This window comes from Aeromicrobium sp. Sec7.5, assembly GCF_036867135.1.
Taxonomy (GTDB): domain Bacteria; phylum Actinomycetota; class Actinomycetes; order Propionibacteriales; family Nocardioidaceae; genus Aeromicrobium.
Window position 1 is genome coordinate 37,757 of sequence record NZ_JBAJIJ010000002.1, and the last position, 13,052, is coordinate 50,808.

The 13,052-nt window shown below is 72.1% G+C and carries 9 protein-coding genes; 1 reads left to right on the forward strand and 8 read right to left on the reverse strand.

Annotated features, from left to right (window positions below):
* Position 1 precedes the first annotated feature (1 nt).
* The 8 genes from scpA to V6S66_RS13510 all read right to left on the reverse strand — a co-directional run bounded on the left by scpA (position 2) and on the right by V6S66_RS13510 (position 11,702).
* A complete protein-coding gene (gene scpA, locus V6S66_RS13475) occupies positions 2-2,188 on the reverse strand; it encodes a methylmalonyl-CoA mutase (protein ID WP_442885926.1) in 2,187 nt (728 codons plus the stop codon).
* On the reverse strand, positions 2,185-4,026 hold the full coding sequence (locus V6S66_RS13480; protein ID WP_334207309.1) for a methylmalonyl-CoA mutase family protein: 1,842 nt from the start codon (positions 4,024-4,026) through the stop codon (positions 2,185-2,187). The genes scpA and V6S66_RS13480 overlap by 4 nt, the downstream gene beginning before the upstream one ends.
* A gap of 65 nt (positions 4,027-4,091) precedes the next feature.
* Entirely contained in the window at positions 4,092-4,631 is a 540-nt protein-coding gene (locus V6S66_RS13485; protein ID WP_334207310.1) for an RNA polymerase sigma factor, read from the reverse strand.
* Positions 4,632-4,734: 103 nt separating this feature from the next.
* Positions 4,735-6,264: a dynamin family protein gene (locus V6S66_RS13490; protein ID WP_334207311.1), complete on the reverse strand. Its 1,530-nt coding sequence runs from the start codon at positions 6,262-6,264 to the stop codon at positions 4,735-4,737.
* Positions 6,265-6,267: 3 nt separating this feature from the next.
* Positions 6,268-6,579 carry a hypothetical protein gene (locus V6S66_RS13495; RefSeq protein WP_334207312.1) on the reverse strand — a complete coding sequence of 104 codons (312 nt, stop codon included), beginning with the start codon at positions 6,577-6,579 and terminating at the stop codon, positions 6,268-6,270.
* A gap of 5 nt (positions 6,580-6,584) precedes the next feature.
* Positions 6,585-7,829 carry a C39 family peptidase gene (locus V6S66_RS13500; protein ID WP_334207313.1) on the reverse strand — a complete coding sequence of 415 codons (1,245 nt, stop codon included), beginning with the start codon at positions 7,827-7,829 and terminating at the stop codon, positions 6,585-6,587.
* A gap of 29 nt (positions 7,830-7,858) precedes the next feature.
* Positions 7,859-9,769 (reverse strand): dynamin family protein, encoded by a 1,911-nt coding sequence (locus V6S66_RS13505; protein WP_334207314.1) that lies wholly within the window; start codon positions 9,767-9,769, stop codon positions 7,859-7,861.
* A gap of 16 nt (positions 9,770-9,785) precedes the next feature.
* The gene (locus V6S66_RS13510; RefSeq protein WP_334207315.1) at positions 9,786-11,702 is read right to left on the reverse strand and encodes an Hsp70 family protein; all 1,917 of its coding nucleotides are present in this window, start codon (positions 11,700-11,702) and stop codon (positions 9,786-9,788) included.
* A gap of 240 nt (positions 11,703-11,942) precedes the next feature.
* Here V6S66_RS13510 and serC point away from each other — a divergent pair, with 240 nt between their 5' ends.
* Complete coding sequence (gene serC / locus V6S66_RS13515) at positions 11,943-13,052, forward strand: phosphoserine transaminase (protein WP_334207316.1); 1,110 nt, start codon at positions 11,943-11,945, stop codon at positions 13,050-13,052.

Here is a 13,052-nt window from a genome sequence, read left to right on the forward strand (position 1 = left end):
CTCAGTCCTGCAGCTGGGCGCGGAGCTTGTCGAGCAGCGACAGGGCGGAGTCGGCGATGACGGTGCCGGGGAGGAAGACCTCGGCGGCCCCCATCTCCTTCAGCGTCGGGACGTCGTCGGGCGGGATGACCCCACCCATGACGACCATGATGTCGCCCCGTCCCTGCTCCTCGAGCGCCGCCTTGAGCTCCGGCAGGAGCGTCAGGTGCCCGGCCGCGAGCGAGGAGACCCCGACGATGTGGACGTCGGCGTCGATCGCCTGCTGGGCGACCTCCTCGGGCGTGGAGAACAGCGGGCCGACGTCGACGTCGAAGCCGAGGTCGGCGAAGGCCGTGACGATGACCTTCTGACCGCGGTCGTGGCCGTCCTGGCCCATCTTGGCCACGAGGATGCGAGGACGGCGGCCCTCGGCCTCCTCGAACTCGGCCGTCGCGTCGACGACGCGCTGGATGTTGCCGCCCTGGCCGGCTTCCGTGCGGTACACACCCGAGATCGTACGGATCACGGCCTGGTGCCGCCCGTAGACCTTCTCGAGCGCGTCGGAGATCTCGCCCACGGTGGCCTTGGCCCGCGCGGCGTCGACCGCGAGGGCGAGCAGGTTGCCGTCGAGCGATCCGTCGGTCGACGAGCCTCGCTCGGCCGACGCCGTGAGCGCCTCGAGCGAGCGCCGCACGTCGTCGTCGTTGCGCTCGGCGCGCAGGCGCTCGAGCTTGGCGACCTGCGCGCCGTAGACGGCCGCGTTGTCGACCTTCAGCACGTCGAGGGGGTCCTCGTCACGCAGGCGGTAGGTGTTGACGCCGATCACGGCCTGCTGCCCGGAGTCGATGCGGGCCTGCGTGCGCGCCGCAGCCTCCTCGATGCGCATCTTGGGGATGCCCTCCTCGATGGCCTTGGCCATGCCGCCGGCGCCCTCGACCTCCTGGATGTGCGCCCAGGCGCGGTTGGCCAGCTGCCGCGTGAGCTTCTCGACGTAGTACGAGCCGCCCCACGGGTCGATGCTGCGCGTCGTGCCCGACTCCTGCTGCAGCAGGAGCTGGGTGTTGCGGGCGATGCGGGCGCTGAAGTCGGTGGGCAGCGCGATGGCCTCGTCGAGCGCGTTGGTGTGCAGGCTCTGCGTATGGCCCTGCGTGGCCGCCATGGCCTCGATCGCGGTGCGCTGGACGTTGTTGAAGACGTCCTGTGCCGTGAGCGACCACCCGGAGGTCTGCGAGTGCGTGCGCAGCGACAGCGACTTGGGGTTCTTCGGGTCGAAGTCCTTGACCAGGCGGGCCCAGAGCGCCCGCCCCGCGCGCATCTTGGCGATCTCCATGTAGAAGTTCATGCCGATGGCCCAGAAGAAGCTCAGCCGCGGCGCGAACGCGTCGACGTCCAGGCCCACGTCGAGGCCGGCCCGGATGTACTCGACCCCGTCGGCCAGGGTGTACGCGAGCTCGAGGTCGTTCGTGGCTCCGGCCTCCTGAATGTGGTAGCCGGAGATGCTGATGGAGTTGAACCGCGGCATCTTCTGCGCCGTGTACGCGAAGATGTCGGAGATGATCCGCATCGACGGCGACGGCGGGTAGATGTAGGTGTTGCGGACCATGAACTCCTTGAGGATGTCGTTCTGGATCGTCCCCGTGAGCTGTTCCGGCTTCACCCCCTGCTCCTCGGCCGCAACGATGTAGAGCGCCAGCACCGGCAGCACAGCGCCGTTCATGGTCATCGAGACGCTCATCTCGTCGAGCGGGATGCCGTCGAACAGGGTGCGCGTGTCGTAGATCGAGTCGATCGCCACCCCCGCCATGCCGACGTCGCCCTTGACCCGCGGGTGGTCGGAGTCGTAGCCGCGGTGGGTCGCCAGGTCGAACGCGACCGACAGGCCCTTCTGGCCGGCCCGGAGGTTGCGCCGGTAGAAGGCGTTGGACTCCTCCGCGGTCGAGAAGCCGGCGTACTGGCGGACCGTCCACGGCTGGGTCGTGTACATCGCCGGGTAGGGACCGCGCAGGAACGGCGCCTGGCCGGGGTAGGTGTCGAGCGCGTCGGCGCCCTCGAGGTCGGCGGCCGTGTAGAGCTCCTTGACGTCGATGCCCTCGGGCGCCGGCCAGGACTCCACGCCGTCGGCGGCCCGGGCGTACGCCTCGGGATCGGGCGTCGGCTGCTGCTCGGGATCCAGCGGGAACTCGGCGAAGCTGCTGGGGACGGCGGTCATGACGCCAGCTCCTCTCGGGTGCGGCGGAGGAAGGCCAGGGCATCGAGCCCGGCCACGACGGAGTCGTCGGCGCCGACGTCAGCCTTGCCGGCGACGACGACGTAGGAGGCTCCGGCCTCGCGGAGCGCGGCGACCAGGTCGGTGCCCCACTCGGCATAGGCCGAGTCGTGGCCCGTCAGGCAGACGACGGGCGCGCCGTCGTAGGCCGCGAGGACCTCGTCGACGCCGCTGGTCGCACCGGCGGCGACGGTGTCGATGCCACCGGCGGCGAACAGGTTGGCCGCGAACGTGGCGCGGGCCGTGTGGGCGGCGATCGGGCCCATCGTGGCCAGGAACACGGGGGTCGCGACGCGGTCGTCACGCATCGCCTCGAACTCGTGCGCGTAGCGGAACACGGCGGGCGCCGTGGGGTAGGGCCGGCGCTCGGGCTGCTCCTCGTGCAGGTTCGGGAACTCGCTGACACCCGTGAGCGGCATGGCGCGCTTCGCGACCAGGAGGCCGCGAGCGTCCCGGGTGGCGAGGATCCGCTCGGCCACGAGGTCGAGCGCCTCCAGGACACCGCCCCCGTCCTCGAGCCCAGAACCGTCCAGCTCGGCGAGGCCCGCCCAGGCGGCTCGGGCGAGGTCGTCGGTGAGCTGCTCGACCAGGTGGGACCCGCCCGCGGGGTCGGTGACCTTGGCGACGTGCGACTCGCCGATCAGCAGGCCCGAGGTGTTGCGCGCGATGCGGCGGCTGAACGCCTCCGGCAGCCCGAGCGGCTCGTCGAAGGGCAGCACCGTGACCGCAGCCGCCCCACCGACTCCGGCGGCGAAGGAGGCGACCGTGGTGCGCAGCATGTTCACGTAGGGGTCGTACGAGGTCATCATCGGGCGCGAGGTCACCCCGTGCTGACGCTGTCCGCGACCGGACTCCGCCACGCCGCTCAGCTCGGCGACCCGCGCCCACGTGCGGCGCGCCGCGCGGAACTTGGCGATCGTGGGGAACTGCTCATCGGTCGCGGCGATCCGGAACTCCAGCAGACCCGCGGCCTCGTCGACCGTCAGGCCCGCCTCGGTGAGGACACGCAGGTACGTGGCACCCGCCGCGAGCAGGTACGCCAGCTCCTGCACGTCGGAGCCACCGGCGTCGTGCACCGCGGTGCCGTCGACCACGATCGCGCCGATGCCGAGGGGCAGCGCGAGCCGCGCGGCCTCGACGGCGACGCCGAGGTCGGTCTCACCGCCGCCGAGGTCGAGTCGCGCTCGCACGGCGGTGCCGACGGGGTCGACGCCCAGGTTGCAGCCGTGGTGGGCCTGCACGGCCTTGTCCTCGATGACGGCCACGAGGGCGCGGGCCGCGCCGAGCGGGTCGTGGAGGTCCTGCACCACGACGGGCGCGAGGTCGATGAAGACCGGCTCGAGCACCTTCGCGAGCGAGTCGGTCGGCACTCCGTCGGTCCCGAGCGTGAGCCACAGCGAGTTGACGCCGTTCTCGAGGTCGGTGACGACCTCGTCGGCCGTGCGTTGACCGTCGGGGTCGGTGAACCAGGACCGGACGTCCCAGGCGCGGTTCTCGCGCAGCGCTTCGGTACCGCGGGTGAAGGGCGCCTGGCCGGGCAGGCCGGTCGGCGGCAGACCGGAGGTGAGCTCGGGCGTGCCCAGCGGTGTCACCTCGATCCCGTCGAGGGTCGTGGTCGTGAGCGTGGCCCAGGCATCGCTGTCCGGGGCGTCCTCGGCGAGCTTGCGCGTCTTGCGCAGGACGGCCGCGGTGGCCTTCTCCCACGCCTCGCGCGTCGACTCGAGGCCCTCGGCGAGCGGGACGGGCACCTCCGCAGGGGCGGCCGGCATTTCGGCTGACATGAGCCGCATCGTACGAGGTCCGGGGCTCTCGTGCCCACCCGGCCCGGTCACCGCTGACTGCAGCGTCAGGCCGTGGCGGCCCGCACCGCGTCGCCCAGCTGGGCGCGGGCCCGGCTGATGCGACTCTTGACGGTCTGCACGCCGATTCCCTGGTGGGCGGCGATCTCGTCGTAGTTCATGTCGCCGTACTCGCGCAGCACGAGGGCCTCACGGAAGTCCTCCCCGACCTCGCGCAGCGCTGCCGTGATGAGGTCGCGATCATCGACCTGGCTGGTGACGTCCGCCGCCACCACGAGGTCGACGATGTCGTCGGTGTCGATCGGGATGCTGCGGCGCTTGCGGCAGACCGCGATCGACGCGTTGGCGGCGATCCGGTAGCACCAGGTGCTGAACTTGGCGTTGCCCCGGAACTTGTCGATGTTCTGCCAGGCGGAGATCAGGGTGTCCTGCAGCGCGTCCTCGGCGTCCTGCTGGTCGGCCGTGATCCGCAGGCACACCGACCACAGCACGTCGCGGCTCTCGGTGACGAGCTGGGTGAAGGCATCGGCATCACCCGCGCGGGCGCGCTCGACGAGCGAGCCCTCGGCTCCCACGGCGTGCGTCATCTGACCCCCCAGTCGGTCGAACGGGCACCAGTATGTCCCGTCCGGGGCCCGTCCACTACCGGAATCGATGGGGACGACTCCCCGTGCCGCCCGAGGCAACGCGTCAGGGCGACGGCGGGGGCGGCGGTGGAGGTGGCGGGACCGGCCTGACCGCTGCCGCACGGGGCATGGCGGGGGGCACAGCGGGCTCCGGCTGCGGGACCGGCGGCATCTCGGCCCGGTGCGCGATGGCGCGGTAGGACTGCGCCAGGACCCGTGCGGCCTCGGCCTCTCCCGGCGCGGAGGCCAAGGTGGCGCGGGACTGCGCCTCGCCCGATCGGCGACGGGCCTCGGAGGCGACCTCCGCCGCCGGCGTGTCACGGCCCAGCCCGAGCTGCTCGGCCGGGTGCGAGGTGCGACTGAGCCGCTCCAACTCCGGGATGAGGTCGGTCGCGACCCGCGTGGACCGGAGCATGCCGATCGCCTGGATCTCCCGCACGATCTGCAGCTCCGGCGCCACCAGTGCCTGCTCGACCAGGTCGAGCACCACCTGGTCGGCGCCGCTGTGCCGGGCCGCACGCTCGACGGCGTCGAGGGCCCGCAGCGCCTTGAGTCCGCCGGCCCGCGCCTGGACGTGGTCGCGCAGCAGCCGCTGCAGGCCGGCCAGGCCCGAGACGTCGCCGAGCCAGCCGGCGAAGGCGTCGGACCCGTCGCCCGCCTGGAGCCGGCCTGCCTCCAGGCCGAAGGGCCCGAGCTTCTCCTGCAGGTCGCGGACCCGGTCGCGCGCCAGCACCGCGTCGAGGCCGACGCCCGTGCGCAGTCGGACCGGGGAGACCTCGGCGAGGGAGCCGAGGTCCACGACGTCGCGCTCGCGGAGGCGCCCGGTGCGCGAGGTCTCCGCCAGGAGCCCGGAGACCGGGACGACGTCACCCACCTCGCCCACGCGCGACGCCGCCAGGTGGCGTGCCTGGTCACGGGCCGGACGCATCGGGTCGTCAGCGGCCGCGTCGGCCAGGAGGTCGGCCTGCGAGAGCACGCCGATCGCGTTGACCGCCGATCCGTTCATCTCGCCCGAGGCGGCGCGGAACTGCTTGAGGAACTCGGCCTCGTCCTCGCGCTGCTCCTGGCGGAACAGGAACAGGACCGCGTCGGCGTCGCCGCTGGCGTGCTGCGAGGTCAGGGAGTCGCCGAGGATCGCCGACCGGGTCGCGCTCTCGTTCTCGGGGGTGAGCGAGGAGAGCCCCGGGGTGTCGATCAGGGTCAGTCCGCGCAGCTGCGCGGACTGCAGGCTGACGACGAGCCGCCGCACCTCCTCGGCCGGCACCGGCAGGTCCTCGGGGAGCCGGCCGTCGACGAGCGAGATCGCGATCTCGCGTCCGTCGTGGCAGTGGACCACCGCGGCCCCGTCGGGCGAGCCGAACTCGAACCACGTGACCACTCGCGTGCACTCCCCCGCCCGGGTCGGCGCGATCCGCCGGCCGATGAGGGCGTTGACCAGGGTGGACTTGCCGGCCTTGACCCGGCCCACGACGGCGAGCCGCAAGGGGTCGAGCAACGCGGCTCGGCGACGCGCCGCGACCTCACGGACGGGTGGGCTCGCGACGGCCTCGATCTGCAGCAGCAGGGTGTCGACCCGCTGCACGACGGTGGTCACCCGTCACCCGACCCCGTCGTCGTGGTGCAGGTGAGCCGGTGCGTCGTCGACGTCGTCGGACGGGGACCACGAGTCGCCGGAGTCCCAGACGTCCGGGTCGGAGTCGCCCGGCGTGAGCGACGCGTCATCGTCCGAAGCGTCATCGTCGTCGTCCGCCCCGTCGTCGCTGTCGAGCTCGTCCGCCGCGGCGGCGACCGGCTCGTCCTCGGGCACCAGGGACTCGTCGGACGACTCGGCGTCCGGGTCGAGGGCGTGGGCGAGGGCCCGGAGCCACGTGGACTCCGGGACCTCGACGATCGGCAGGTGGTCGGACATCGCGATCAGGCCCTGGCCGCCGCGACCTCGTCGCCCCGGAGGACGACGGGCAGCATGGCCCACTTGCCGTCGAGCATGGTGGAGACCGCTTCGGACTGCGGGAGGCCCGAGCCGACCGTGGAGGCCGCGGTGTCGGGTGCCGGCTCGTCGCAGACGACGGCCTGGTTGTTGCCGTCCTCCCAGGCGTCCTCGAAGTACTCGATCGGGATCTCCATGGCCTCGCCGTCGGGGGTGCCGGTGTCGTTGACGTAGACGACGCCCTTGTCCTCGTCGATGCCGGTGACCATCACGATGTGGTTGACCGCGTTGTTCTCCGGGCCGGGGTCGTAGCCGTACATCGGGCCCCAGTACTCGTCGGCGTCGACCATGACGGCGACACCCACGTCGTCGGCGAGCATCTCCTTGAGGTCCTCGATCTCCAGGCCGTCCTCGAGCTCGGCGGGCACGCCATGGGCCTCGAGCATGTCGACGATGTCGGTCGCGTACATGCCGGTGGTGGTGCCGTCGGGCAGCACCTCCATCACGCCGTTGTCGACGGCCCAGGCCGCGAACTCCTCCTCGTTGGCGAAGGTCTCACCCGTGTACTCCGACACGATCTGCGCGATCGCCGACGGGCCACACGTGCCGTTGACGGCCTGCTCGAACCACAGCTCGGCGTCACCGAAGGGATCGCCAACGAGCTCGGTGCTGGTGGGGTCGCCCTGCGGGTGCTTGCCGTCGTCGTCGGCGTCCTCGTCGTCGTCCTCGGTGTCGAAGTCGACGTTCTTGGCGTCGTCGCCGGAGTCGCCGTCGGCGAACCAGCTGGTCGGACCGTCGGAGTCCTTCTCGTCCTCGTCCTCGTCCTTGTCCTCGTCGGAGTCCTTGTCGTCCTTGTCGGAGTCCTTGTCGTCCTCGTCGAAGCCCGTCTGCTCGAACTCGGACTCGCCGAGCTCGTCGCCGAAGGTGTCGACGAGGTCGGGAGCCAGCTGCGTGGCCTCCTCGAGGTCGACGACCGTGGGCTGCGCCGACGTGTCGCTCGGATCCTCGTAGACGCCGACCTGGCCGTTGCCGAGGTCGATGACCGCGAGGTCGACCTTGCCGTCGCCGTCGGAGTCGATATCCGCGGCGTCGACCTTGCCGTCGCCGTCGGTGTCGTACGTCGCGATCGACGAGTTGTCGTCGAAGTACTCCACGACCGTGTCGGCGACGCCGTCGCCGTCGAGGTCGTCGAACTGCTGGTTGCCGATCAGGTCGTCGCTCGGGTCAGACATCGTGGTCTCCTCGGTGCTGTGGTGGTCCGTCACACCTCAGAGGTGGTGGCCGACGGTTTTGTTCCCGGCTTCTCCCGGTCCGCTCGAGCAGCCTTCACAGGTCGCGGGCGGAGCGCCTCGTCCATGACAGCCTGCAGCTCCTCGCGCTGCGCGCGCAACGCCTCGAGGTGCCGAGTCTCGTTGGCGACCTCGCGACGCAGGCGCTCGGGGGTCTCCGCGGCGGAGCGACGAGCGGCCTCGAGCTCGGACTTGGCCGAGTCGAGCGCCGCCTTGAGCTCGTGCCGGAAGGCGATCGTGACGTCGCGCAGCATCACGGTGCGGGCCCGGTCCACGGCGAATCGCAGGTGGGTCTCGGCGCGGTTCACGGCCGTGGCCGCGGTCTGCGTGATGAGTCGCTCGAGGTTGTGGGCCCGACGGGTCCGGTAGTTCACGATGTACCAGGCCGCACCGCCCACGATCGAGAAGACCGGAGCGATGATCGCGGGAGCGATCAGGCCGGCCACCAGACCACCCATGCTCGACCCGATCATCGCGGTGCTCGCCAGGGTCGCGTCGAAGCTGCCGCTGTACTCCGCCTCGGCGACCTCCGCCATCGCGAGGTCGTCGACGTCGGGGTTGAGGCGGACCGCCGTGGCGAGGTCCCGGCCGATCGACCGGAACAGGTGGTCGGCCTGCACGTGGAAGCCGTCGGTGAACTCCCCGATGGCCGACGTCACGATGGTGCGCAGCTGCGCCGTGAGCGCGACCGCGACCTCCTCGATGACCTTGTCGGGGTTCTCCTTGCGGCGCTCGTGCGCCACGGCGGCCCACTGCTGCCGGACCGCGGCCAGCTGCTGCGACGCCCGGTGCAGGACGTCGGCGCGCAGCACGCTGGAGTCGGAGTTCAGGTCGAGCGACCATCGGTCGCCCTGCTCCTGCAGACCACGCAGGCTCTGCACGAGGGCGTCGAGCTCGGGCACCTGCTGCCCGGCCGACTGGAGGGCCTCGATGGTGCGGCGCCGCTTGGACTCGTGGCGCTCGATCCCCGACAGGCCCGATCGCAGCGCGTTGGCCACGGCGATCGAGGCGGGCGCGACGATGCGCTCGCGGACGGCCGAGGCCAGGACGTCGAGTCCGGCGTACTCACGCAGGTCACTCGACTCGGCCGGGTCGAGGCCGATGATGTCCAGCGCCACGGTCGACGAGACGGGGCAGATCGGGGCGTCGGCGAACCGGGGGGCGTGCCGGCGCAGGAGCTCGCGGTTCTCCGCCAGGACCTCTTCCCAGCCCGACGGGTACTGGTCGATCTTGGTGAGGGCGAAGACGACCTGCTCGACCTTCGAGGAGACCTCGGTGAGGAACTCGAGCTCCGGGCGGGTGAGCACCTGGCCCGCGTCGGTGACCATGACGAGGACGCTGCCCTGCCCCGCGGCGAGGGCCGCGAGCTCGGCGTGCCCCTGGGTCAGGCCGGCGATGCCGGGGGTGTCGACCAGCGCCACGCCCGGCAGCACGTCGGAGTCGTGCGCGATCGTGATGCCGACGAACGCGGAGTCATCGTCGCTCCCGGTGCTGCCGGTGACGGCCACCTCCCGAGCGGCGGCGAGGCTGACCTGCCGACTCGTGCCGTCGGCCAGCTGCACGCGGGCCTGGCCGTCCACGAGGTCGTCGGTGGGTGGGGCCACCCGGACGAATCCGGCCGTGACCACGCCCAGGCCTGCGGGCACCAGGTCGGCCTGGCCCAGGATCGCGTTGACCAGCGTGCTCTTGCCGCGCTTCACCTCGCCCACGACGACGGCGGACGGCACCGACGGGGCCGACGACGCCAGGGCCGACGACATGGCCTCGGCCCACGGCTCGAACTCGGTGCCCTTCAGGGCCATGACGGTCGAGCGAACGGCGCGACCCTGGGCCGCCGTCAGCTTCGGACGGTCGGGCGCCAGCGCGGTACGGGCCGGGCTCACCGGATCGGGCGATCCGTCACGCGCTCGCCCACCACTCGTACATCTCCGGAAGCTGGTTGCCGTCGATCTCGGCCGAGATCTCGATCAGGGTGTCCGTGTCGGTCCACGCGACGTAGCTCGTGTCCGAATCGTTGCCGTAGCGGAGCAGGACGCGACCCGCGTCATCGGTCTCGCCGTCGTAGCTCCACGTGCCCCACCCGGGCGCGCCGTCGAGCTTCTGCGGACCCGCCAGGCCCTCGGAGTCGATGTCCGACTGGAAGGACTCGTCCATCGAGGTCGCGTCGCCGTAGCCGTAGATGTTGAGGAAGTCAGGTCTGAAGCCGTTGCCGTCCTTGATCGCGAAGCACGTGATGGCAATCGGGGCGTCGAGCGGATCGATGCTCTCGCAGTCGGCCGGGTCGAGAGGCACGTTCGCGGCCAACGCCTCGTTCAGCAGGGTGCACTCCTCGTCCGTGAGACCGGGGCTGTCGGCGCACTCCGCGTCCCCGCTCGGGGCGTCGGTGGGCGTCTCGCGGGTGGGGTCGCTCGACGTCTGCGGATTGGGGTCGTCGCCACCCAGGATCGTGACGGCCGCGGCGATGCCGCCGCCGACGAGGACGAGGGCTGCGGCCGCGACACCGATCAGCACGGTCCGACGCTTGCGCGCATCCGCCGGGCGACCTCCACCGGGACCGCCGGGTCCAGCCAGCGGCGCCGGCGGGTGGTACGGGACCGCGGGGATGCCGCCCGTCGTCTCCATGGGGCTCGGGGCAGGCGTCGGAGCCGCGACGGGCGCCGGCGCGGGCGCGGGGGGCGTCGCGTGCCGCGCGGCGGGTGTCGCCATCGGGGCGATCGCGGGCTCGCGCAGCTGGCGACCGAGCGGCGACAGCGCCCCGAGGCACGTGATGAGCTTCGGGTCGTCGAGCGTGGCCGCCGGCTGGCCGACGACCCGGGCGAGCGAGGTCTGCAGCGGCCGCACGAGGGAGGCGCCACCGGTCAGGTAGACCGTGGCGAGCTCGGTGGGTCGCAGGCTGGCCCGCGTGCAGGCCTCGACCGTCAGGGCGGTGATCTGCTCGACGTCGTCGGCGATCGCCTCGGCGAACTCGTCGGCCGTGACCGTGACGGTGGCGGTGCCGCCGCTCGTGACGACCGGGACCGTGGTGGACTCGCTCTCGGAGAGCGCGTGCTTGGCCTGCGCGACCTGCTCGCGGAGGGCACGTCGCGCGCCGAGGCCCGCGGTGCTCTCGAGCGCCGCGAGGACCTCGGTGTGCCCGCCGGCACGCACCGCGTCGAGGACGATGTTCTCGAGTCGCAGGTCGAACAGTCCGCCACCGAGGTCCGGGCGACCGGCGGTGGAGACGACCTCGAACGGTCGCAGCGCATCGCCCGTGACGCGCAGGACCGCGATGTCGGCCGTGCCACCGCCGATGTCGACGACGCAGAGGTGGCTGCCACCGGGCGGCAGGGGTGCGTGCTGCGCGTAGCGCGAGACCGCGGCGACCGGCTCGGGCAAGAGGCCCACCGCCGATCGTGGGAAGCCCGCGCGCTCGGCGGCCTCGACCAGCACGTCGCGCCGGGCCCGCTGGTAGCCGGCCGGGTAGGTGAGGGTCAGCTCGGACGGGCGTCCACCGCCCGCCACGCGGGCCGCACGCTGCGTGACGGTGCGCAGGACCGCGGCGACGAGGTCGACGACCTCGCGGTCGGTGCCGCCCAGCTGCACGACGCGCTGGCCGACCAGCCGCTTGGGATTGCGCTCGAACGCGCTCGGGTCGAGCAGCATGCGGCGGGTGGCCTCGACGCCGACCGTGAGGCCGCCCGCATCGACGAAGACCGCGGACGGCATGACGTCGCCGCCGTCGGTCAGGCGCACCGTCTGGGGCTCGCGACCGTCGATCTGGATCGCCGCGGTCGAGTTCGAGGTGCCGAAGTCGATGGCGAGTCGCCACGTGCTCATGTCAACGCCCCCTCAGGAGAAGCAACGATCGGCGCCGCCGCCATGAGACGATTCCCACTTCTCGCTCGCTGGCGCTCGCTCACGGCCGGCTCACCCTTCGATCCGATCGACCCTCCGGTCGGTCTGCGCTGTCTGGGCAGCACCCTATCCGTTGCGGGCACCTGCGTCTGATGACCGGTATATCGCCCTTCGGGCGGACCGGACAACGGGGACCGCTCCCCTGCGCGCGACAATGGTGGGGTGAAGATCCCCGCAGACCTGCTCCCGCGCGACGGCCGGTTCGGCTCGGGCCCCTCGAAGGTGCGCGCCGAGGCGCTCGAGGCGCTCGCCGCGACCGGGACCGGACTCCTGGGCACCTCGCACCGCAAGGCACCCGTCAAGAACCTCGTCGGCGAGATCCGCTCCGGCCTGACCGACCTCTTCAGCCTGCCCGCCGACTACGAGGTGGTCCTGGGCGTCGGCGGGTCCCACGCCTTCTTCGACGCGGCGACGTTCGGCCTGGTGCAGGAGCGGGCCCAGCACCTGGTCCACGGGGAGTTCAGCGGAAAGTTCGCGAAGGCCGTCGCCGCGGCGCCGTTCCTGGCCGATCCCGACATCCGCGAGTCCGAGCCGCACACCCGGCCCGCGGCCGAGGCCGTGGCCGGGATCGACACCTACGCGTGGGCCCACAACGAGACCTCCACGGGCGTGTGGTGCCCGGTCGAGCGCGTCGCCGGCGCTGACCCGGACGCCCTCGTCCTGGTCGACGCCACCTCGGCTGCCGGTGGACTCGCGGTCGACGTGAGCCAGACCGACGTCTACTACTTCGCCCCGCAGAAGTCGTTCGCGTCCGACGGCGGGCTCTGGATCGCCCTGATGTCGCCCGCGGCCGTGGAGCGCGCCGAGCGGATCAAGGCGTCCGGTCGGCACATTCCCGGGTTCCTCGACCTCCCGACCGCGATCGACAACTCCCGCAAGGACCAGACCTACAACACCCCCGCGCTCGCCACGCTCTTCCTGCTCGAGCAGCAGATCGCCTGGCTCAACGGGCTCGGCGGCCTGGAGTTCGCGGCCGGCCGCACGGCCGACTCCGCCTCGCGCCTCTACGACTGGGCCGAGGCGAGGGACTACGCGACGCCGTTCGTGCCGGACCCGGCCGAACGGTCGAACGTCGTCGGCACGATCGACCTGGTGGGAGTCGAGGCCTCCGCGGTCTCGGCGGCGCTCCGCGAGAACGGCGTGGTCGACGTCGACGGCTACCGCGGCCTCGGCCGCAACCAGCTGCGCATCGGGATGTTCCCCGCGGTCGACCCCGACGACGTCAGCGCGCTGACGGCCTGCATCGATCACGTCGTCGGCGAGCTGGCCTGA

What these genes read in the sequence shown, in the direction of transcription:
- V6S66_RS13495 (WP_334207312.1), bottom strand. Translation starts at nt 6,579, where the DNA reads ATGTCCGACCACCTGCCGATCGTCGAGGTCCCGGAGTCCACGTGGCTC.
- V6S66_RS13500 (WP_334207313.1), bottom strand. Translation starts at nt 7,829, where the DNA reads ATGTCTGACCCGAGCGACGACCTGATCGGCAACCAGCAGTTCGACGAC.
- V6S66_RS13485 (WP_334207310.1), bottom strand. Translation starts at nt 4,631, where the DNA reads ATGACGCACGCCGTGGGAGCCGAGGGCTCGCTCGTCGAGCGCGCCCGC.
- V6S66_RS13510 (WP_334207315.1), bottom strand. Translation starts at nt 11,702, where the DNA reads ATGAGCACGTGGCGACTCGCCATCGACTTCGGCACCTCGAACTCGACC.
- scpA (WP_442885926.1), bottom strand. Translation starts at nt 2,188, where the DNA reads ATGACCGCCGTCCCCAGCAGCTTCGCCGAGTTCCCGCTGGATCCCGAG.
- V6S66_RS13480 (WP_334207309.1), bottom strand. Translation starts at nt 4,026, where the DNA reads ATGTCAGCCGAAATGCCGGCCGCCCCTGCGGAGGTGCCCGTCCCGCTC.